At 72.2% G+C, this 21,238-nt stretch carries 18 protein-coding genes; 9 read left to right on the top strand and 9 right to left on the bottom strand.

Going from position 1 to position 21,238, the window contains the following annotated elements; genetic code table 11:
* Positions 1-39 precede the first annotated feature (39 nt).
* On the bottom strand, positions 40-969 hold the full coding sequence (locus tag I8920_RS04530; protein ID WP_198657978.1) for an oxygenase MpaB family protein: 930 nt from the start codon (positions 967-969) through the stop codon (positions 40-42).
* Positions 970-1,065: 96 nt separating this feature from the next.
* Between I8920_RS04530 and I8920_RS04525 the strand changes: the two genes are divergently transcribed.
* Positions 1,066-2,748, top strand: a complete 1,683-nt coding sequence (locus tag I8920_RS04525) for a long-chain-fatty-acid--CoA ligase (protein WP_198657977.1) — start codon at positions 1,066-1,068, stop codon at positions 2,746-2,748.
* A gap of 133 nt (positions 2,749-2,881) precedes the next feature.
* Here the strand turns inward: I8920_RS04525 and I8920_RS04520 are convergent, their stop codons facing one another.
* The 6 genes from I8920_RS04520 to I8920_RS04495 form a co-directional block, all read right to left on the bottom strand.
* Complete coding sequence (locus tag I8920_RS04520; RefSeq protein ID WP_198657976.1) at positions 2,882-3,898, bottom strand: EamA family transporter; 1,017 nt, start codon at positions 3,896-3,898, stop codon at positions 2,882-2,884.
* Positions 3,895-5,796 (bottom strand): amino acid transporter, encoded by a 1,902-nt coding sequence (locus I8920_RS04515; RefSeq protein WP_232832861.1) that lies wholly within the window; start codon positions 5,794-5,796, stop codon positions 3,895-3,897. The genes I8920_RS04520 and I8920_RS04515 overlap by 4 nt, the downstream gene beginning before the upstream one ends.
* 176 nt (positions 5,797-5,972) lie before the next feature.
* A complete protein-coding gene (locus I8920_RS04510; protein WP_198657974.1) occupies positions 5,973-6,821 on the bottom strand; it encodes an ABC transporter permease in 849 nt (282 codons plus the stop codon).
* Positions 6,818-7,819, bottom strand: a complete 1,002-nt coding sequence (locus I8920_RS04505) for an ATP-binding cassette domain-containing protein (RefSeq protein WP_198657973.1) — start codon at positions 7,817-7,819, stop codon at positions 6,818-6,820. The genes I8920_RS04510 and I8920_RS04505 overlap by 4 nt, the downstream gene beginning before the upstream one ends.
* A 55-nt stretch (positions 7,820-7,874) precedes the next feature.
* Complete coding sequence (locus tag I8920_RS04500; RefSeq protein ID WP_198657972.1) at positions 7,875-8,681, bottom strand: hypothetical protein; 807 nt, start codon at positions 8,679-8,681, stop codon at positions 7,875-7,877.
* Between the two features lie 216 nt (positions 8,682-8,897).
* Positions 8,898-10,484, bottom strand: a complete 1,587-nt coding sequence (locus I8920_RS04495; protein WP_198657971.1) for an inositol monophosphatase family protein — start codon at positions 10,482-10,484, stop codon at positions 8,898-8,900.
* A gap of 177 nt (positions 10,485-10,661) precedes the next feature.
* Between I8920_RS04495 and I8920_RS04490 the strand changes: the two genes are divergently transcribed.
* On the top strand, positions 10,662-11,084 hold the full coding sequence (locus I8920_RS04490) for a DUF3054 domain-containing protein (protein WP_198657970.1): 423 nt from the start codon (positions 10,662-10,664) through the stop codon (positions 11,082-11,084).
* 55 nt (positions 11,085-11,139) lie between these two features.
* Here the strand turns inward: I8920_RS04490 and I8920_RS04485 are convergent, their stop codons facing one another.
* Together I8920_RS04485 and I8920_RS04480 are read right to left on the bottom strand one after the other, a co-directional pair.
* Positions 11,140-11,793 carry a spermidine/putrescine ABC transporter substrate-binding protein gene (locus I8920_RS04485; RefSeq protein WP_198657969.1) on the bottom strand — a complete coding sequence of 218 codons (654 nt, stop codon included), beginning with the start codon at positions 11,791-11,793 and terminating at the stop codon, positions 11,140-11,142.
* A gap of 95 nt (positions 11,794-11,888) precedes the next feature.
* Positions 11,889-12,833: a DUF3097 domain-containing protein gene (locus tag I8920_RS04480; protein WP_198657968.1), complete on the bottom strand. Its 945-nt coding sequence runs from the start codon at positions 12,831-12,833 to the stop codon at positions 11,889-11,891.
* A gap of 80 nt (positions 12,834-12,913) precedes the next feature.
* Between I8920_RS04480 and I8920_RS04475 the strand changes: the two genes are divergently transcribed.
* The 7 genes from I8920_RS04475 to I8920_RS04445 all read left to right on the top strand — a co-directional run bounded on the left by I8920_RS04475 (position 12,914) and on the right by I8920_RS04445 (position 21,215).
* Positions 12,914-13,963 (top strand): zinc-binding dehydrogenase, encoded by a 1,050-nt coding sequence (locus I8920_RS04475; RefSeq protein ID WP_198657967.1) that lies wholly within the window; start codon positions 12,914-12,916, stop codon positions 13,961-13,963.
* 190 nt (positions 13,964-14,153) lie between these two features.
* Complete coding sequence (locus tag I8920_RS04470) at positions 14,154-15,395, top strand: ROK family transcriptional regulator (protein ID WP_198657966.1); 1,242 nt, start codon at positions 14,154-14,156, stop codon at positions 15,393-15,395.
* Between the two features lie 154 nt (positions 15,396-15,549).
* Entirely contained in the window at positions 15,550-16,914 is a 1,365-nt protein-coding gene (locus tag I8920_RS04465; RefSeq protein ID WP_225557489.1) for an extracellular solute-binding protein, read from the top strand.
* Positions 16,914-17,954: a carbohydrate ABC transporter permease gene (locus I8920_RS04460; protein WP_198657964.1), complete on the top strand. Its 1,041-nt coding sequence runs from the start codon at positions 16,914-16,916 to the stop codon at positions 17,952-17,954. Before I8920_RS04465 ends, I8920_RS04460 begins: the two co-directional genes overlap by 1 nt.
* Complete coding sequence (locus I8920_RS04455) at positions 17,954-18,847, top strand: carbohydrate ABC transporter permease (RefSeq protein WP_198657963.1); 894 nt, start codon at positions 17,954-17,956, stop codon at positions 18,845-18,847. The genes I8920_RS04460 and I8920_RS04455 overlap by 1 nt, the downstream gene beginning before the upstream one ends.
* 8 nt (positions 18,848-18,855) lie before the next feature.
* Positions 18,856-20,139 carry a 6-phospho-beta-glucosidase gene (locus I8920_RS04450; protein ID WP_198657962.1) on the top strand — a complete coding sequence of 428 codons (1,284 nt, stop codon included), beginning with the start codon at positions 18,856-18,858 and terminating at the stop codon, positions 20,137-20,139.
* Complete coding sequence (locus tag I8920_RS04445) at positions 20,136-21,215, top strand: N-acetylglucosamine kinase (protein ID WP_232832822.1); 1,080 nt, start codon at positions 20,136-20,138, stop codon at positions 21,213-21,215. The genes I8920_RS04450 and I8920_RS04445 overlap by 4 nt, the downstream gene beginning before the upstream one ends.
* Positions 21,216-21,238 lie beyond the last annotated feature (23 nt).

Below are 21,238 nucleotides of genomic sequence, written 5' to 3'. Positions count from 1 at the left end.
CGTGCCTCCCGTCCGTCCCGGCCGCGTCGACGACGCGTGTCAGACGACGGCGTCGCCCTGGTGCTCGCGTTGCAGGCGCGCGATGCGCAGCAGCGCCGCGCGCTCGGAACCGGTCTGGTCGCCGAGCACCGAGCCGAGGCCGTCGAGCACCAGGCCCGTCGTCCTGGCGACCGGCAGCTCCACGGGACCGACGGTGCGCCCCCGGATGCCGAGCATCGACCGGTGCCGTGGATCGAGTGTCGACACGGCGCCCTCGTACACCGCGCGGTACCCCGGCCGCAGGAGCATCGCGAGCGGCGGGTTCTTGATGAACCGGACCACGTCACGGGTGCGGGCCGTCACGGCGAGTTCGCCGCGGTCCAGGTAGCCGTTCATCTGGGCGCGGAGCTCCGCCTCGGACTCCGGCGGGTCGTCGACGCGCATGAGCCGCGCGGCCTCCGCCCACTCGCGCACGTAGGCGTCCGGGCCACCGGGGATCGGACCACCCCAGCGCTGCGCCGCGCGCAGGAACGCGTCGGTGAAGGCCAGGTGCACCCAGCGCGCCAGGTCCGGGTCGTTCGCCGAGTAGTCACGGGTGACGCCGTGCCCGTCGACGTACTGCCCGCGCACCCGCTCGTGCAGGCGCAGCACCCAGTCGCTCGCGCTGCGGGCGGTCGCGGTGTCGCCGTGCGAGACGGTGTAGATCCAGCGGATGGTGCCCGCGAGCCGGCCGAACGGGTCCTCGCGGTACCGGGAGTGGTCGGCGACACCGGCCAGGGCGCCGGGGTGCAGCGCCTGGACGAGCAGTGCCCGTACCCCCGCCACGATCGTGTGCTTGCCGCCGTGGACCGCCCAGGTCGCGGAGCCGGGGCCGAAGAAGCCCGCGTCGGTGCCCTGCTCGAGGTCGTCGATCCAGGCCGGCTTGCCCGTCGCCCCACCCGTGAACGTGTCATTGAGCCGCGAGCGGAAGGCATCGGAGACGGAGGGCATGGCGTCATCGTCCGTCCGGCCCCTGTGAGCAGGCTCGGTGTCGCGCCTCGTGGCCGTTCCCAGCGCGCTCGGGGGCGGCCCGCTAGGTTGGGTCGCGTGAGCATCGACACGCCTCGTCCCTGGCTTGCCTCGTACGCCCCGGGGGTCCCGCACGACATCGAGGAACAGCGCGGTTCCCTGGTCGACCTGGTCGAGGAGTCCGCCCGGCGGTTCCCGAAGCGGGTCGCCCTGGAGTTCTTCAAGCGGACCACGACGTACGCCGAGCTCGAGGAGCAGATCCTCCGCGCGGCGAACGGGCTGCGGAAGCTCGGGGTGGTCGCGGGCGACCGTGTGGCGATCGTCCTGCCGAACTGCCCGCAGCACGTCGTGGCCTTCTACGCGGTCCTGCGACTCGGCGCGATCGTCGTCGAGCACAACCCGCTCTACACGCCCCGCGAGCTGCGCCACCAGTTCGAGGACCACGGCGCGAAGGTCGCCATCGCGTGGGACAAGTCGGTCGCGACGCTGCAGGACTTCCCGTCGGACGTGCACCTCGACGCGATCGTCTCCGTCGACATCACCCGCGCCATGCCCCGGAGCACCCGTCTGGCACTCGCCCTGCCGGTGGCGAAGGCGAAGGCGTCCCGCGCCAAGCTCACGGCCTCGGTGCGCGGCACGACGAAGTGGGACGACCTGGTCCGTTCGCGCAAGCTGTCGAAGCGGCACCCGCGGCCGACCGTCGACGACGTCGCGCTGATCCAGTACACGTCCGGCACCACCGGGACGCCGAAGGGCGCCGTCCTCTCGCACCGCAACCTGCTGGCGAACGCCGCACAGGCCCGCGCCTGGGTGCCGCAGATCCGGCGCGGCGACAACGTCGTGTACGCCGTGCTGCCGATGTTCCACGCGTACGGGCTGACGCTCTGCCTGACCTTCGCGATGAGCATGGCCTCGCGACTCGTGCTCTTCCCCGCGTTCGACCCCGCCCTCGTGCTGAGCGCGATCAAGCGACACCCGCCGACGTTCCTGCCGGCCGTGCCCCCGATCTACGCCCGGCTGCAGCACGCGGCCGACTCGGCGAAGGTCTCGCTGAAGGGCATCGAGATCGGCATTTCCGGCGCGATGCCGCTGTCGCAGGACATCGTCGAACCGTGGGAGGCCCGGACCGACGGCTACCTGGTCGAGGGCTACGGCCTGTCCGAGTGCTCCCCCGTCCTCATGGCGAACCCGGTGTCACCGGAGCGTCGACTCGGCTCGATCGGCCTGCCGCTGTCCTCCACCGAGGCGCGCGTGGTCGACCCGGACGACGACACGAAGGTGCTGGGCGTCGACGAGCCCGGCGAGCTGCAGGTGCGCGGTCCGCAGGTGTTCCGCGGCTACTGGGGCAAGGCCGAGGCGACCGACGAGGTCTTCACGCCCGACGGGTGGTTCCGCACCGGTGACATCGTGGCGATCGACGCAGACGGCTACGTCCGGATCGTCGACCGGCTCAAGGAACTCATCATCACCGGTGGCTTCAACGTGTCGCCGTCCGAGGTCGAGGACACCCTGCTCAAGCACCCGAGCGTCAGGGAGGTCGCGGTCGTCGGCATCACGCAGGCGGGCAACGAGCAGGTCGTCGCCGCCGTCGTGCCGAAGGACCCGTCGACGTTCGACCCGGCGGCGCTCCGTGCGTGGTCGCGTGACCACCTGGCGGCGTACAAGGTGCCCCGTCGGGTCGTGGTGGTCGAGGACCTGCCGCGCTCGATGATCGGCAAGGTGCTGCGGCGGAAGGTGCGGGACCAGATCCTGGACAGCTGACGTGCGGGCGGCGCGCGGGCACGGCTCGGCGCGGGCGCCACGCGGGCACGGTCGAGCGCGAGCGCCACGTGGGCACGGCTCAGCGCGGGCGCTACGCGGGCATGGTCGAGCGCGAGCGCCACGCTGGCACGGCTCAGCGCGGGGGCAGCGGGTGCCGCGCGGGCAGCGCCAGCACGGACAGCCCGGCCACCACCAGCACGATGCCGGCCCACCCGCCGACGCCCAGCCGCTCCCCCACCACGAGCACGGCCAGCACCGCCGCGACGACGGGCTCGAGCAGCGACAGCAGCGTCGCGACCGACGCCGTCACCGTCCGGAGCCCGACCGCGTACAGCGAGTGGCCGACCACCGTCGGCACCAGCGCCAGGTACAGGAACACCGGCCAGTTGCCGGCTCCGGCCAGGAACGGCCCGCCGGCGACGACGGCGAGCACGACGAGCGGGACCGCGGCCAGCCCGAAGACCGCGCCGACCAGCCCGCGTTCGCTCGGCCCCCGGGCGGCTCGCGCGGCCGTGACCCCGACGTCCCCGCCGACCGGCACGACGTCCGCCCCCAGGCGACCCACGGCGATCGGCATCCGACTCGCGGCGGCGTGCATGCCCCGCGCCACCGCCCACGAGTACGTCGCGTACGTCAGGCCGGCGACCAGGGCACTGCCGACACCGAGGGCGAGCGAGCGCCCGCCGTCGTCGTGCTCGGAACGCGCGAGGGTGACGACGACCATGCCGACCACGCTCACCAGGGTGGCGACGACCCACCGGCGGGTGACGCGCGTGCGGTCGGCGGTCCACTCGACCAGACCGGCGAAGACGGGTGACGATCCGATCGCCAGCGTCGTGCCGAGTGCGACCCCGGCGTCGGCGAGGGCCGCGTAGAACGCCACCGCGTAGACCACGAGCGATGCGGCGCCGAGCAGTGCCCAGCCACGGGTCCGGCGCTGTGCGACGGCGCGCAGGGTGCCACGGCCCGCGGTCGCCGCGAGCACGAGGCGGCCGAGGCCGAAGGTGACCGCACCGAAGACGAACGCCGGCACGCCGGGCGCGAAGTGCGTCGCGGTCCCGGTGGTGCCCCACACCGCCGCGGCGATCGCGATCGCCGCCAGGCCACCGACGGGCCGGGAGGCACGCCCCGCGCCCGGTGCCCGGCTCACGACACGTGGACGCTCGGCCGACGGTTGACGTCCGGTTCGGCCTCGCGCAGGACCTCGCGCGTGACGGGGGCGACGTCGCCGACGCCGGTGAAGACGAAGCGCAAGGCGTTCCGGATCGGGTTGCCCTCGTTCCACTCGAAGTAGATGCTCGGCACGACGCCCGCGATGTCCCGGATGGCCAACAGCGTCGACGCGATGGTGTTCGGGACGTTGCCGGATCGGACGCGGAGCACGCGGTGCCCGTGCACGACGTGACCCTCGACCACCAGGTCCTCCTCGAAGTCGGACGAGTCAGCCGGCAGGACCTCGAGGAACATCGTGGGGACGCGGGCCGGGATGCCCGAGTCGCGGCGTTCCTCGCGCCCCTTCGCACGGTAGGCCGCGGCCGTGCCGGCACCCGGCTCGTTGGCGATGATGCAGACCGCGCTGAACTGGTCGGCGTCGGCCTCGACGAACTGCCGGGCCGTCGCGTCGAGCTCGATGGACGAGGCCCGGAGCTCGAACGACCGGCGCACGCGGGACACGAGGGACACCACGACGATGGCGATGATGAAGATCGCGGCGATCCGGACACCGTCCGGCCGCTCGATCACGTTCGCGACGGTCGTGTAGACGAAGACGACGGTGATCACGCCGAAGGCGATGGTGCGCTTGCGCTGCTGTCGGCGGCGGGCGGACAGCGTCACGGCGACGGCGGCACTCGTGATGAGGACGAGCACACCGGTGGCGTACGCGCCGCCCTGGGCGTCGACGTTCGCCTCGAAGACGATCGTGATGGCGAAGGCGATCAGCGTGAAGATGATGACGAGCGGTCGGACCGCCCGTGCCCACTGCGGGGCCATGCCGTAGCGGGGCAGGAACCGCGGCACCAGGTTGAGCAGCCCCGCCATCGCGCTCGCACCGGCGAACCACAGGATCGCGACCGTCGAGGCGTCGTACACCGAGCCGAACACGTTGCCGAGGTACTCGTGCGCCAGGAACGCCAGGGCGCGGCCGTTCGCCCCGCCGCCCGGCTGGAACTCGTGCTGCGGGATGAGGAAGGTCGTCGCGATCGACGAGGTGATGAGGAACGAGCTCATGATCACGGCCGCGACGGTGAGCAGGCGCTTCGTCCCGCGGATCCGTCCCTCGGGGCGGCCGTCCGGGTCGTCGCCGGCGTCACCGCGGACCTGGGGCATCACGGCGACACCGGTCTCGAAGCCCGACAGACCGAGCGCGAGCTTCGGGAACACCACGAGCGCGATGCCGATCATCACGAGCGGGTTGCTGTGCTGCGCGGTCAGGTTCGTCCACCAGTCGCTCGCCACCATCGGACGCTCGAACACGTGCCAGAGCGACACGACCACGACGATCGCGTTGAGCGCCAGGAACACGGCGACCAGGCCGACGGCGATCCCGATGGCCTCCTTGAACCCTCGCAGGAACACGATGCCGAGCAGGAGCAGCAGCACGAGGGTGATCGGCACCGGGATCTCGGTGAACCACTGCGGCGTGTACGGGTTCTCGGCGATGTGGGCGGTGGCGTCGGCGGCCGAGAGCGTCATGGTGATCATGAAGTCCGTCACGGCGAAGCCGAGCAGGACGAGCACGAGCAGTTTGCCGGCCCACCAGGGCAGCAGCTTCTCGAGCATCATGATCGACCCGGCGCCGCGGAAGCTGTCGCTGGCGACGCGTCGGTACACCGGCAGCGCCCCGAACAGCGTGACGAGCACGAGCACGATCGTGGCGATCGGCGACAGCAGTCCGGCGGCCAGGGCGGCGATCGCCGGCTGGTACCCCAGGGTCGAGAAGTAGTCGACACCGGTCAGGCACATCACCCGCCACCAGGGATGGGTCTTCTCGACCTCGACCTGGTGCGGGCCCTGGTGCGAGGCGCCCTGGTCGGCCCCGTGCAGCATCCAACGGCGCACACGGGTGCTGCGGTCGAGGGGCTGCTCGGTGGCGTCGCGCTGGGCGGCCCGCTCGGCGTCTGTCGCGGTCACGAGGAAGATGCTAAGCCGTCCGGGTGACGCCCGTGCGCCCCTGGACGGCCGCTGTGGACAGGCGCGCTGGGGACAGACGCTGCGGACGACCGCTACTTCGCGCTGATCCGCGTGTACTTGTCGACGGCCCACGGCACGAACACCGCGAGCATCACGGCGATGCCGATGAGCACGGTGAGGACGGGGTGCTGCATGGTCCAGATGTCGGGCACGGGCGCCGACCCCACGTTGCCGAACAGTTCGCGTGCCGCCTGCACGAGCGACGAGACCGGGTTCCACTCGGCGAACACCCGCAGCACCAGGGGCAGGGTGTCGCTCGGGACGAACGCGTTCGAGATGAAGGTGAGGGGGAACAGGATCATGAACGACGCGTTGTTGATGACCTCGGGCGTCTTGACGCTCATGCCGAGCAGCGCCATCACCCAGCTGAACGCGTAGCTGAACAGCAGCAGCAGGGCGATCCCGGCCAGGAACTCGAGCGGCGACGAGTTCACCCGCCAGCCCACGACGAGCCCGGTGAGCATCATGATCGCCATCGAGATCGAGTTGAGCACGAGGTCGGAGTTCGTCCGCCCCACGAGCACGGCCGAGGCGGACATCGGCAGCGTGCGGAACCGGTCGATGAGCCCCTCCTTCAGGTCCTGCGCCATGGCCGAGCCCGAGAACGTCGCGCCGAACACCACGGTCTGGGCGAAGATCCCGGCCATCAGGAACTGCGTGTAGTCGGTCCCCTGCACCTGGATCGCGCCGCCGTAGACCTGGCTGAACAGCAGCACGAACATGATCGGCTGCAGCACCGCGAACACGAGCATGTCCGGCGACCGCTTGATCTTCGTGAGGTTGCGCTTGGTGACGGTCCAGCCGTCCTCGAACCAGACCGCGATCGGGGCGGTGACGACGACGGGCAGCTGGCGGCCCGGTCCGACGGACGTGGCGGTCACCGTGCCGCCTCCTTCTGCTTCGTGCCGGCGGCCTCGTCGGCATCGTCCTCCGTCGCCGCGTGGCCCGTCAGGCGCAGGAAGACGTCGTCCAGGGTCGGCCGACGCATGCCCGCGTCGTGCAGGTCGATCCCCGCGGCACCGAGGTCGGCGAGGACCCGTTGCAGCGCCGCGGGGCCGGCCTCGACCGCGATCGCACGGGTGCGGCCGTCGCCGGACGTCTCGACGTCACCGACGCCGTACCGGCGCAGGACCGTCGTGGCGGCCTCGCCGTCCGCATCGTCGACCAGCGTCACGACGACCCGGTGCCCGCCGACCTGCGCCTTGAGCTGGTCGGCGGTGCCCTCGGCGATGACCCTGCCGTCGTCGATCACCGCGATGTCGTCGGCGAGCCGGTCCGCCTCCTCCAGGTACTGCGTGGTGAGCAGGACCGTCGCGCCCTGGGCGACCAGGTCCTCGATGATGCCCCACAACGCCAGCCGGCTGCGCGGGTCGAGACCAGTGGTCGGCTCGTCGAGGAACAGCACGCGCGGGTTCATCACGAGTGCCCCCGCCAGGTCGATCCGTCGCCGCATGCCGCCCGAGAACCCCTTGACGGGACGGTCGCCGGCCTCGGCCAGGTCGAACACGTCGATGAGTTCACGCGCACGCTCGCGGGAGGTCCGCCGCCCCAGGTGGTAGAGCCGGCCGATCATCTCGAGGTTCTCGAACCCGGTCAGGTTCTCGTCGACCGCCGCGTACTGCCCGGACACCCCGATGGACCGCCGGGTGGCCTGCGGATCGGCGACGACGTCGATGCCGTCGATCGTGGCGGTGCCGGAGTCCGGGGTGACCAGGGTGGTCAACACCTTCACCGTCGTCGTCTTGCCGGCACCGTTCGGGCCGAGCAGCGCCTTCACGGTGCCCTGCGGCACCGAGAGGTCCAGCCCGGCCAGTGCGTGCACCGGCCCGGACTTCGAGCGGTACGTCTTGGTCAGCCCGGAGGCTTCGATGATGGCCATGTCGCTCCTTCGTCGACCACGGAGAACCAGTGGACCGGTGGAGGGCGACCGTCACTCACACGTCGAAGTCGCCACCACCGAAGTCGCTGAAGCCACCGCCGAAGTCGGATCCGCCGTCGCCCCAGCCCGCACTCTCGAACCCGCCGCCGTCGGACGCGCCACCGTCGGACGCACCGCCGTCACCGGACTCGCCACCAGTGTCCTCCGAACCGCCCTCGCCCGCAGCATCGGTACCGCCGTCGAACGATCCGGGGTCAGGCAGGAAGGCGCTCATGATCGCCGACCCGATGACGTAGCCGGCCACCGTCCCGAGGATGGACGCACCGATCATGCTGCCGAAGGACGGCCCGCCGCGCTGGCCGCCGAAGCGCCCGCCCGGTCCACCGCCCACGCCACCGAGCGACCGCTCCATGAACCCGGGCTGCCGGATCTCGGACCGGGTCGCCGACTGTGCGAGGGACCGCGGGTCGTCGCCGCGCGGGGCCTCCCCGGGGGGAGCCGTCCGGGTGAACTCGTCGTAGACCATCCGACGCTGCTCGTCGGTGAGCTTGGCGAACGCCTCGGCGTGGACCTCCTCGATGCGCTCCGGCGGGGCGGTCCGCAGCAGGTAGCGGTAGCGCTCGACGGCGCGCTCGTCGTCGGTCGACGACTGCGCGCCCGGTGCGGGTGTGCCCCCGCCCCACTGCGGGACGCCGTACGGGTCGCCCTGCTGCCCCGCCGGCACGCCGGTCGGCGCGGGCTGGTGGTACGACTGCTGGCCGTAGCGGTAGCCCTGCTGCTGCGGCTGCCCCCACTGGTTCTTCTGTCCGTCACCGGACCGGTCACGTTCCGGTCGTCCGAGCAGGCGGTCGAGGAATCCCATGTCGATGCTCCTTCGTGCACGGCAGGGTCCGGTCGGACCCGCCGTGGACTGCCACCCTACGAAGCGCCGACGACGGCTGACTGAGCGCGCGCTCAGAGTCGCCCGGGAGCCGGACGGGAGGCCCGGACCGGTCCGCCACGCACGGCACGACCGCCGCGCCCGGCTCCACCGCCCCGCCGCGTCCGCCGCGCCGCCCGCGTCGGCGACGGGCCCCGCTCAGGCCGTCGCGAGTGCGGACGTCCACACGGTGTGCAGTTCGTCGGCGGCGCCGGGGTGCGCGACGAGGAACGGCTGTCCCGCGGGCGGGAACCCCTCGACGGGACCCTCGCGGGTGAGCACGACCCCGCCGGCCTCGTGCACGAGCAGCACCGCGGCGCCGTGGTCGACCGGGTCGAAGGCCGACACGCACGCGCCGATCCCCCGGCCGGCCGCGACCTGCGCGACCGTCATCGCGCCCGATCCCTGCACCCGGAGCGCGCACGCCCGGTCGGCGAGGGCGTCGAGGAACGCGCCGAAGCCGGGCCACGGGCGGTGCCCGTCCAGCTCGGTGCCGACGACGGCGCCCGCCAGCGGCCTGGGCGCGTCGTCCAACTGCAGCGCGCGGTCGCGCAGGACGGCCCCGCGACCGCGACGCGCCTCGAGCACCTCACCGCGCCAGGGGTCGGCCACGACGGCGACGATCGGCGCGCCGCCACGTGTGAGGCACAGCGACATCGCTGTCCACGGCACCCCGTTCGCCAGGTTCGTGGTGCCGTCGACGGGGTCCAGGTACCAGCGGTGCCGGTCGCCGGGAGCGACGCCGTACTCCTCGCCCGTGAAGCCGTGGGTGGGGAACGCCGCCCGGACGCGCGCCCGCACGAGCTGTTCGATCCGGCGGTCGACCTCGGGGCCGTCCGCCGTCGGGGCCGTCCCGGCTCGTCCGTCGCCGACGGGGTGCTCCCGCGTGTAGGCGATCACCTCGTGTGCGACCCGGTGCGCCAGGGCCTGCGCGCGGGCGGCGACCTCGGCCTCGCTCGGCTCGCGGTCCGGTGTCGGCCACCCGTCGCGCTCGGCGGCGGCCAGGCCCGCACGGACCGCGGGCACGTCGTCGGTGGTCACGGAGTCGACGCCCAGACGGGCCGCCCACAGGGCCGGTACGGCGTCGTCGACCCCGCGGACCGCGACCACCAGGCCGAGCGCGTGGGCGGCCTCGACCGTGCGCGGTGTCAGGAAGGCCACGTGGAGGTCGAGCGTCGACGGGCCGAGTGCCTCGAGGTCCGCGGCCGTCGGCGGGTCGAGCGAGTCCCACGCAAGCCAGACGTCGGCGTCCGGGACTGCCGCGCGCACCGTCGCCATCGCCTCGGGCGCCCCGCGCCACGCGACGACCGTGGTGCTCGACGCCGTCGTGACCGTCCGGGCCGCCACGAGTGCGGCGGCCGGGTCACGGACGTCGAGCAGCAGCGTCGCCCGGCAGCCGTCGAGTCGTTCCAGGGCGTCGTCGAGCCGCGGGATGCGGTCGAGACCGTTGCCGAGCCGCGCGACCTCGCACCAGTCGACGTCCGAGACGCGACGGGCGTCACCCCACATCCGACCGAGCGTCTCGTCGTGCAGCAGCACGGCCACGCCGTCCGCGGTGCGACGGACGTCCACCTCCACCACGTCGGCGCCGAGCGCCTCGGCGACCGCGACGGCGGGCAGGGTGTTCTCGCGACGGACGCGCGGCGCACCGCGGTGGGCGACGAGGCGTGGCGGACGTACGCCGGGCCTCCCGTCCGGGGTCGAGGTGCGCACCTGCGCGACGGGGGCCGGTGGACTCGTCGTCATCCGCGCATGCTGCCGCACCGGGACGAACCGCGGGTGACGTCTGCGTGAACGACGGGCGGACGCGCGTGGCTGCCACTGCGGTGTGCATCGTGGTCCTGCACCTGTGGACGCCAGCGATCCGTCCACAGGGCGGGCCGGGTACGGCTCGGCACGGGCGACGGCTGCGAGGATGGTCCCGTGACACACCGCACCTGGGGCTGGCTCGCAGCCGTGATCGACGTCGTGCTCATCGTGCTGTTCGCCCTGGTCGGGCGGTCCTCGCACGGCGAGTCGAACGCACTGCTCGGGCTCTGGACGACCGCGTACCCGTTCCTGGCCGGCTGGGCCGTCGGCTGGCTCACGAGCCGGGCGTGGACACGACCGGTCCGGGTGTGGCCCACCGGTGTCGTCGTGTGGGTGCTGACCGTGGTCGTCGGACTCGTCCTCCGGGTCGTGACCGGGCAGGGCGACACCGACGGCGATCCGTTGCCGATCTCGTTCGTGATCGTCACCACCGTCGTGCTCGGCGTGTTCCTGCTCGGGTGGCGCGGGATCGCCGGACTGGTCCTGCGCGCGGCGCGGCGTCGACCACGCAGCAGACCGGCGACCGAGCAGCGCTGACCGCCGGGCACCGGGAGACCGCGCCGCCGGGACGCCGGGACGCGACCGACCGCGGTCAGAACAAGCCGGAGCGAGCGCCCTCGTCCGGGCCGTCGAAGCCGCGGAACATGTCGGAGACCAGGGCCTCGATCTGCGGTTCGACCAGTCGCTCGACCGCTTCGGCGATGCGTGGCCGGTGGTCGATGAGCGCCAGGCACACCGCCGTCCCGGTCGACCGGGCGCACTCGTCCGACAGCTCGATCTCGTGGCGCAGGGCGGCCTTCGCCTCGTCGGACAGCGGCTCGCGCGGCTGCTGCTCGGCGGCTCCCGTGCCCGTGAGCTCCCCGAGGGTGAACAGGAACGGCGACCCCGGCGACGGTTCCGGGTCCACGTCGAGTCCCTGGAACTCGGGCGACAGGCCCTCGGCCGGCTGGTACCCGGCGTGCCGCTTCCGCGCCGCGGCCCGCTCGAGTTCGCGTTGCAGCAGCGGCAGGTTCTTCGCGGTGTAGTCGTCGACGGCATCCTCGACGATGGTCGAGATACGACCGATCAGGGCGTGCTGGACCGTGTGCGGCACGTCGGGACCGAACCCCGCAGCAGCAGCGACGGGCGAACCGGTGCACTTGCGGCAGATGCGGGTCCGGGGTCGGGCAGAGCCGATCTGCCAGCGCGGCAGCCAGCGCAGCCAGACGTCGACCGCGCTGCGCACACGCCCGTCGATGCCGTCCATGGCCCCAGGGTATGCGCCACGCCCGGGTTTTCCGCCCGGCTGCAGGGCCTGTTGACGGATCGGTGCAACGACCGCCTCGGCACGTCGCGCCTGCGCTACGCCCGCGGCTCGGTCACGAAGTCGATGAGCTCCTCGACGCGGCCGAGCAGTTCGGGCTCGAGGTCGGCGAAGGTCCGCACCTGCCCGAGGATCCGCTGCCACGCCCGGGCAATGTCGGCCTGCTCGGCGTGCGGCCACCCGAGGGCCTGGCAGATCCCCTTCTTCCACTCGATCGAGCGCGGGATCGTCGGCCACTCCCGCAGCCCGAGGCGCGCCGGCTTGACCGACTGCCACACGTCGACGAACGGGTGCCCGACGACGAGCACGTGCGCGCCCCACTTGCCACGCATCACGGCGTCGGCGAAGCGGGACTCCTTCGACCCGGGCACCAGGTGGTCGACGAGCACGCCGACCCGACGGTCCCGCGACGGACGGAAGTCGTCGAGCACGTCGGCGAGGTTGTCGACGCCGGAGAGCTCCTCGACCACGACGCCCTCGACGCGCAGGTCGGCTCCCCAGACCTTCTCGACGAGCTCCGCGTCGTGCTTGCCCTCGACCATGATGCGGCTCGGCAGCGCCACCCGGGCACGCTGCGACTCGACCGCGAACGACCCGGACGCGGTGCGCAGGCGACCACCGCCGGATGCCTGGCGGACCGCCGGGGCCGACCCGGGCCTCCAGTCCGCATGGACGGAACCCAGCGCACCGGGCGAGCCAGCGGCGGCGGCAGCCGACCGCCCGACCGGCGCCGACGGCCGCCCCAGCGTGACGAGCTCACCCTCGAGCAGGAACTGCCCGGTGAAGGGGAAGGAGCGTGTGCGGCCCTTCCAGTCCTCGAGGGCGATGTTGCCCGCCTCGAGCCCCACCACGGCACCCGCCCACCCGGAGTCCGGGTCCTCGAGCACCATGTCCTTCTCGAGCGGCACCTGCCGCACCTTCTTCACCCCGCGCGAGCGCCAGTCCCCCGAGAGCACATCGCCGCCGTACCGGTCGTCGTCCACCCGCACGAGGGTACTGTCGACGACGGCCCGGACGACGTCGACCGCGCCGGTTCCCCACCATCTCGACGGAAGGCCCGCACGTGCGCGCAGCGATCATCCACGCCCCGAACGACATCCGCGTCGAGGACCGCGACCGACCAGAACTCGTCTCCGGCAAGGACGTCGTCGTCAAGGTCGTCGCGGCCTGCGTCTGCGGCTCCGACCTCTGGCCCTACCGCGGTGTGACCGAGACGAAGCGACCGCGGCCGATCGGGCACGAGCTCGTCGGCGAGGTGGTCGCGGTCGGTGACCACGTGACCGGGCTGCACGAGGGCGACTTCGTCATCTCCCCCTTCACGATGAACGACGGCACCTGCCAGGCCTGCCGCCACGGCATGACGACCGGCTGCGACCACCTGTCCGGGTTCGGCGGGAAGGACGCGTACGGCGACCCGGTCGGTGGCGCGCAGGCCGAGTACGTGCGCATCCCCGACGCCGACGCCACGCTCGTCGTGGTCCCCGGTCCGGTCGACCCGGCCCTGGTGCCGTCGCTCCTGACGTTGTCCGACGTGTTCTCGACCGGGCACCACGCCGCCGTGTCGGCCGCCGTCGGCCCCGGCAAGACCGTCGTGGTCGTCGGCGACGGGGCGGTCGGGCTGTCCGCCGTGCTCGCGTCGAAGCGGCTCGGCGCCGAGCGCATCATCGCGATGAGCCGGCACGCCGACCGGCAGGCCCTCGCCCGGGAGTTCGGCGCGACGGACGTCGTCGCCGAGCGTGGTGCGGAGGGGATCGCCGCGATCACGGAGCTGCTCGGCGGCGACCTGGCCGACTGTGCGGTCGAGGCGGTCGGCACCGAGGAGAGCATGGACCAGGCACTCCACTCGGTGCGCCCTGGTGGCAACGTCGGGTTCGTCGGCGTCCCGCACGGCGTGCCGACGATCGGCACGCGCCACCTGTTCGACACGAACATCACGATCGCGGGCGGCATGGCACCGGCGCGCACGTACATCCCCGAGCTGCTGCCCGACGTGCTGTCGGGCGCGATCGACCCGGGCCGCGTGTTCGACCTCGAGCTGCCGCTCGACGAAGCCGCCGAGGCCTACCGCGCCATGGACGAGCGCCGTGCCATCAAGGTGCTGCTGCGCCCGTAGCGGCGCGCGTCGTGGACGCACCCGCAGGCGGACGGGAGGCCCGGGGCGGTGCTGCCACGGGCCTCCCGTCCGTCTGCTGGGCGACGCGCCGGTGCCGGCGAGAGCTGACACGTTTCGCGGAGCAGAACGCGTGTTACCGATCCGTAAACAAACCTTTCAGTAAAGAAGGTTGTCCGTTACAGTCCTCGACATGACCACACGAGGACGCACCCCCGGGCAGCCCGGTCTCCTGCGCGTCCTGAACGACCGCGCGGCACTCGAGCTCCTACTCGATGACGGTCCGCTCACCCGCAACGAGCTGGCCCAGCGCACCGGGTTGAGCAAGCCGACGGCCGCCGAGATCATCCGTCGGCTCGAGTCGGCCGACCTGATCCGCCAGGCCGGCACCGACTCGCAGTCCGGCCGCCGCGGCCCGAGCGCCGTGGTCTACGAGGCGATCACCGACCGCGACCTCGCCGTCGCCGTCGACGTGCAGCTCGTCGACGTCCACTCGACCGTGGTGGACGCCGCCGGCCGCACGTTCCCGGTCGCCACCCACCGCATGACCCCGGCCGAGGTGCGCTCACCCGGCGCGGACATCGTCGGCGCAGCGGTGTCCCGGGCGGCCGCCGCAGCAGGCGTCGACCCCGACCTCGTGACGGCCGTCGCGGTCGGGGTGCAGGCGTCCGTCGACCACGCGACCGACACCCTGATCTTCACCGACGGCCTGCCCGGCTGGCCCCGCGAGCAGGTCGCCGCCACCCTCTCCGCCGACCTCGGCGTCCGGGTCGTCATCGAGAACGACGCCAACCTCGCCGCGATCGCCGAACGCAACATGGGCGCTGGCCGCACGCCGGAGTCGTTCGCCCTGTTCTGGATGGCCGAGGGCCTCGGCATGGCGCTCGACCTCGGCGGCCGACTGCACACCGGGGCGTCCGGCGCCGCGGGCGAGATCGGCTACCTCAGCGTGCCCGCCGACGCACGCTCCATCGACCCGACGGCCACGATCGTCGCGGACCTCATCTCCGAGTCCGCGATCACCGCCCTGGCCGCCGAGCACGGGATCACGGCGCCGGACGGCCGCCCAGCCGACTGGCGTCAGGTGCTCCCGCAGCTGCCCGCTCTACCCGAGCAGCACCCCTTCACCACCGCCCTCGGCGAGCGCGTCGGGCACAACGTGCTCCCCGCCCTCGCCGTGGCCGACCCCGAGACGGTCGTGCTGCACGGCCCGACCGGGATCGCGGGCGGACCCGCCCTGGCCGCCGCGGTGACCGCCTGGCTCCGGACCCGCTCGCGCTGGTCCACCGCCGTGGTGGCCCCCGGAGTCCCCGACACCCCCGTCCTGCACGGTGCGCGGCACGTCCTGATCGACGTCGTCCGCACCGCGCTCGCCGACCGGTTGGAGCGCATCAGCGACGATGCGTCCGCGCCGGACCCGGTCGAGCGCACCTGAGAAGTCCCACCCGCACCACCTCGAGGCACCATCACCCAGCCCTGTCACAGGGCTCTTCGGCGCGCCCGGGAACGGTCGATGCAGGCGGCTCCTGCCGCACGCATCGATCGGTCCGTCGCACGCACCGGAGCGAGACCAGAGAGCGAGTACCACAGTGCCGTACCCCGAACCGTCCCACACCGCCCCGGCCCGGCGGGCGTTCCGCCGGATCACCACCGCCACCGCCGTCGCAGCGGCCGGTGCCCTCGTCGTCGCGGGCTGCAGCTCCGGCAGCAGCGCGGACTCGATCGACGAGAGCGCCCCGAAGGAGCTCAAGGGCACCGTGTCCCTGTGGCACTTCTTCACCGGCCGTGAAGCCGGCGTGGTGAAGACCGCCGTCGAGGGCTTCGAGAAGGAGCACCCCGACGTCACGGTCGACATCCACGCCGGCCAGGACGACGAGAAGCTGCAGAAGGCGATCTCGTCGGGGCAGAACATCGACGTCGGGCTCTCGTACTCGACCGCCATCGTCGGCAGCTTCTGCTCCTCCGGGGCGTTCCGCGACCTGTCCCCGTACATCGAGCGGGACGAGGTCGACCTCTCCGACATCCCGAAGGCCGTGCAGTCGTACACGCAGTACAAGGGCACCCGGTGCACCCTGCCGGCCCTCGCCGACGTCAGTGCGTTGATGGTCAACAAGCCGCTGCTCGAGAAGGCCGGGATCACCTCGCCGCCGAAGACCCTCGACGAGCTCAAGGCCGACGCGCTGAAGCTGACGACGTACAACGCCGACGGCTCGATCAAGCAGCTGGGCTTCAACCCGCTCATCGACTTCTACGAGAACTCCCCGGAGCACTGGGCGCCGATGGTCGACGGCTCGTGGTTGGACGAGGACGGCAACAGCGTGATCGGCACGTCCGACGCGTGGAAGAAGCTCATCACCTGGCAGAAGGACTTCGTCGACGAGATCGGGTACGACAAGCTCAAGGCCTTCACGTCGGGCCTCGGCCAGGAGTTCGCAGCGGACAACGCGTTCCAGACCGGCCAGGTCGCGATGCAGATCGACGGCGAGTACCGCACGGCGTTCATCAAGGACCAGAAGCCGGACCTGGACTACGGCACCGCGCCGACCCCGGTGATGGACGGCCTCGGCAACTACGGCTCGACGTACATCGCGGGCAACGTGGCGGGCATCGCGAAGGGCTCGAAGCACCCCGAGCTGTCGTGGGCGCTGCTGAAGTACTTGTCCACGGACACCGACGCGCAGGTCACGCTCGGCAACGGGCTGAAGAACATCCCGACGCTCACCTCGGCGCTGCAGTCTCCCGACCTCGAGGTCGACGAGAACTACAAGACCTTCGTCGACGTCGCGGGCAACGAGGACACGATGACCTCGCCCGGTACCGCTGACGGTGCCGCCTACATCGGCACCTTCACGAAGTTCTGGCAGGCGTACCAGCAGGACGGCGGCGACCTCGACGCCAAGCTGAAGAAGCTCGACTCGGACATCGACAACGCCAACCAGCTGGCTGGTCCGTGATGAGCGTCACCACCAAGACGACCGGTCGGGAGGCGCGGCTCGCCCGTGCCGCCCGGCCCACGGCCCCGACGTGGTCCGGTCCGGTGCCCCCGGCGACTCCCCGGCGTCGGTCCCGCTCCGCCGAGTCCCGCCGCCGCCTGGTCGCACTGACGATGCTCGCGCCGGCGCTGGTCGGCCTGTTGGTCTTCTTCGCCTACCCCCTCGTCGCCTCGATCGGCTACTCGTTCACGCGGTACAACCAGCTGCAGGAGCCCGAGTTCGTCGGGCTCCTGAACTACCGGTTCCTGTTCACGCAGGACCCGCAGATCTGGCCGGCGGTGGTGAACACGCTCTGGTTCGTCGTGATCCTCGTGCCGGTCCGGATCGTCTGCGGCCTGCTCGTCGCGGGGTTGCTGTCGCGCGCCCGCACCGCCACCGGCTTCTGGCGCACGCTGTTCTACCTGCCCGCCCTGGTGCCGCCGGTCGCGAGCGTCGTCGCATTCGTGTTCCTGTTCAACCCCGGCACCGGCCCGGTGAACCAGATCCTCCGCCTGGTCGGCGTCGACGGCCCGCTGTGGTTCAACGACCCCGCATGGTCGAAGCCCTCGCTCGTGATCCTGGGCGTCTGGGTGATGGGCGACATCATGATCATCTTCCTGGCGTCGCTGCTCGACGTGCCGCGTGACCTGTACGAGGCGGCGTCGCTCGACGGTGCCAACGGGGTGCAGCAGGTGCGGCACATCACCCTGCCGACGATCGCACCGGTGATCGGGTTCGCCGCCGTCACGGGGGTGATCGCGGCGCTGCAGTACTTCACCGAGGCCGCGGTGGCCTCGGGTGTGGCCAGTGGCAAGGCCACGATCGGCGGCGGGACCGCCGCACAGCTCGGCTACCCGGGGACCTCGTTGCTGACCTACACCGAGCTGCTCTACCAGCACGGGTTCGCGAACTTCCAGTTCGGGTACGCGTCCGCCATGGCCGTGGTGCTGTTCGTCATCACCGCCGTGGTGCTCGTGCTCACGATGCGCCGGATCTCCGTCTTCCGACCCGAGGAGTCCTGATGACCGCCGTCTCCCAGTCCCCCCTCGCCCGGGCTCCCCGCGGCCGAGCGCCCGGCACCGGTCGCGGCCCCCGCCGGACCCTGCTCGTGTGGGTCGCCGAGCACGCCGCGCTGGTGGCGCTCGGCGTGCTGACCATCGCCCCGATCGTGTTCGTGGTGCTGACGTCGCTCATGTCGAGCAACCAGGCGCTGACGGCGTCGATCGTGCCGCGGCCGTTCGACTTCTCGAACTACGCCCGGGTGTTCACCGAGCTGCCACTCGCGACCTGGTTCGGCAACTCGGCCCTGTACGCCGTGCTCGCCACCGCGTTCATGCTGGTCAGCTCGGTGCCGGCGGCGTACGCGCTCGCGCAGATCCGGTTCAAGGGCGCGAACCTGGTCTTCACGGTGATCATCGTCGCGATGCTGCTGCCGCCGCAGGTGACCGCGGTGCCGGTCTACGTGATGTGGTCGCACCTGCACCTGACCGGCACGCTCTGGCCGCTGATCCTGCCGAACCTGCTCGGTGACGCGTTCAGCATCTTCCTGCTCCGCCAGTTCTTCATGACGATCCCCAAGGAGTACGGCGACGCCGCGCGGATGGACGGCTGCAGCGAGTGGGGCGTGCTCATGCGGGTCGTCGTGCCGATGGCCCGACCGGGCATCGCATCGGCGGCGATCTTCATGTTCTTCCACTCGTGGAACGACTACTACGGCCCGCTCCTGTACGCCTCCGAGAACCAGGCCGCGTGGCCGGTCGCGTACGGGCTCGCCACGTTCCGCGGGCAACACGGCACCGACTGGTCGATGACGATGGCGATGACCGTCGTCGTCATGGTGCCGGTCGTCGTCATCTTCTTCTTCGCACAGAAGGCATTCGTCGAGGGCATCGCGCTCACCGGCGTGAAGGGATAGCAGCACCAGTGAAACTCACAGTCGTCGGTGGCGGATCCACCTACACCCCCGAACTCGTGGACGGCTTCGCCCGGCTCCGCGACCAACTGCCGATCGACGAGCTCTGGCTCGTCGACCCCGACCCCGTCCGCCGCGAACTCGTCGGCGGTGTGGCGAAGCGGATGTTCGCCCACGCCGGCCACCCCGGCACCATCCACGTCACCGACGACTTGGTGGCCGGTGTCACCGACGCCGACGCCGTCATGTTCCAGCTCCGAATCGGTGGGCAGGCGGCCCGGCACCAGGACGAGACCTGGCCGCACGAGGCGTGCTGCATCGGGCAGGAGACGACCGGTCCCGGCGGGTTCGCCAAGGCGCTCCGCACCGTCCCCGTCGTGCTCGAGTACGCGGAGCTCGTCCGGGAGCACGCCAAGCCGGACGCCTGGATCGTCGACTTCACCAACCCGGTCGGGATCGTCACCCGTGCGCTGCTCGAGGCCGGGCACCGCGCCGTCGGGCTGTGCAACGTGGCGATCGGCTTCCAACGCCGCTTCGCCCGCGAGTTCGACGTCGCACCGGGCGCGGTCCGGCTCGACCACGTCGGGCTGAACCACCTGACGTGGGAGCGCGGTGTGCACGTGACGGGCGCGGACGGCGTGGAGCGCGACGTGCTCCCCGAACTGCTCGCCCCCGACACGGGCGCCCTCGACCGGATGGCCGAGAGCGTGCACATGGCGAAGGACCTCATCCGCCTGCAGCACGCGGTGCCCTCGTACTACCTGCGGTACTTCTACGCGCACGACACCGTGCTCGAGGAACAGCTGCACGCCCCCACGCGGGCCGAGGCGGTGATGGAGACCGAGCGGGCGCTGCTGGCGAAGTACGCCGACGAGTCCGTCGTGACCAAGCCGTCCGAGCTCGAGCAGCGCGGCGGCGCGTACTACTCCGAGGCCGCGATCGACGTGCTCTCGTCGATCCTCGGTGACCGCGGTGACGTGCAAGTGCTCAACGTCCGGAACGACGGCACCTTCCCGTTCCTGCCCGACGACCACGTGATCGAGGTCCCCGCCCGCGTGACGCGGCAGGCGATCACCCCGCTGCCGGTGTCCCCGCTCGCCCCGGACATGGCCGGCCTGGTCGCGCACGTCGCCGGCTACGAGCGGCTCGCCCTCGACGCGGCCGTGCACGGCGGGCGTGACCGCGTGCTCCGCGCGATGTGGGCGCACCCGCTCGTCGGACAGGCCGACAAGGCGGAGCAGCTGACCGACCTGCTCCTGGCCGCGAACGCGGAGCTCATCCCGTGGGCGGGGTGAACCGCGCCGACGCGACGGCGCCGACCGGAGCCTCCCGCCCGCCCGCACCCGTCCTGGCGGACCCCGCCGACGTCGTCCTCGCCGTGGACGGCGGCGGGAGCAAGACCGACGTCGTCGCCATCGCGATCGACGGATCCATCGTCGGGCACGCCCGCGGCCCGGGATCGAACCCGCAGACCCGGGGCTGGGCGGTCGCCGGGCCGATCCTCGACGACGTCCGGGCGCGGGTGGTCCGCGGTCTCGGCGATCGGCGGATCCGCACCACGCACGTGTACCTCGCCGGACTCGACCTGCACGACGAACTCGTCGCGGCGACCGCGGCCCTGGCGCACTGGACCGACGACGGCGGCGGCCCGGCGGTACTCGACAACGACCTGTTCGCGCTGCTGCGGGCGGGCACGCTCTCGCCGGACGCCGCTGCCGTCGTCTGCGGCACCGGCATCAACGCGCTGGCGGTCCGCGCCGACGGCGCCACGGCACGGTTCCCCGCCATCGGTGACGTCTCCGGCGACTGGGGCGGCGGGGCATGGCTCGGCAACCGGGCGCTCTGGCACGCCGCTCGGGCCGACGACGGACGCGGGCCGGCGACCGCGCTGACGACCGCCGTTCCCGAGGCGCTCGGACGCACGAGCGTCCGCGAGGTCATCGAGGACGTGCACTTCGGCCGGCTCGACGACGGGGTGGTCAACCGCCTCTGCCCCGTGCTGTTCGAGGTGGCCGAGGCGGGTGACACGGTCGCCGCCTCGGTCGTGGCCCGACAAGCTGACGAGATCGTGCTGCTCGCCTCGGTCGCACTCCGGCGGCTCGGGCTCGGTGGTTCCGGGGCGGTCCCTGTGCCGGTGGTGCTCGGCGGCGGGGTCCTCGCCGCTCGGCACCCACTGCTCGTGTCAGGCGTCGTCGACGGGCTCGCCGCCCGCGTGCCGGGCGCCGTCCCCACCTGGGTGACCGACCCACCGGTGCTCGGTGCGGGGCTGGCGGCACTCGAGTCGGTCGGGGTCGGTGCGGCTGCGCTCGACCGGTACCGCGGTGCTGTGCGGTCCCGCGCCTTCGCGAGCACGACGGCCGCGATCCGCTGACTCCGCTGCGGCCAGTCGTCGGA

The organism is Curtobacterium sp. YC1 (genome assembly GCF_016267665.1).
Classification (GTDB): Bacteria; Actinomycetota; Actinomycetes; order Actinomycetales; family Microbacteriaceae; genus Curtobacterium.
This window is presented reverse-complemented; position numbering and strand designations above follow the sequence as displayed.

Excerpts from the sequence above, each read along its gene's own strand:
- I8920_RS04460 (WP_198657964.1), top strand. The coding sequence starts at position 16,914 with ATGAGCGTCACCACCAAGACGACCGGTCGGGAGGCGCGGCTCGCCCGT.
- I8920_RS04505 (WP_198657973.1), bottom strand. The coding sequence starts at position 7,819 with ATGGCCATCATCGAAGCCTCCGGGCTGACCAAGACGTACCGCTCGAAG.
- I8920_RS04495 (WP_198657971.1), bottom strand. The coding sequence starts at position 10,484 with ATGACGACGAGTCCACCGGCCCCCGTCGCGCAGGTGCGCACCTCGACC.
- I8920_RS04515 (WP_232832861.1), bottom strand. The coding sequence starts at position 5,796 with ATGCTGCACGGGGCCGACCAGGGCGCCTCGCACCAGGGCCCGCACCAG.
- I8920_RS04485 (WP_198657969.1), bottom strand. The coding sequence starts at position 11,793 with ATGGACGGCATCGACGGGCGTGTGCGCAGCGCGGTCGACGTCTGGCTG.
- I8920_RS04470 (WP_198657966.1), top strand. The coding sequence starts at position 14,154 with ATGACCACACGAGGACGCACCCCCGGGCAGCCCGGTCTCCTGCGCGTC.
- I8920_RS04500 (WP_198657972.1), bottom strand. The coding sequence starts at position 8,681 with ATGGGATTCCTCGACCGCCTGCTCGGACGACCGGAACGTGACCGGTCC.
- I8920_RS04530 (WP_198657978.1), bottom strand. The coding sequence starts at position 969 with ATGCCCTCCGTCTCCGATGCCTTCCGCTCGCGGCTCAATGACACGTTC.
- I8920_RS04455 (WP_198657963.1), top strand. The coding sequence starts at position 17,954 with ATGACCGCCGTCTCCCAGTCCCCCCTCGCCCGGGCTCCCCGCGGCCGA.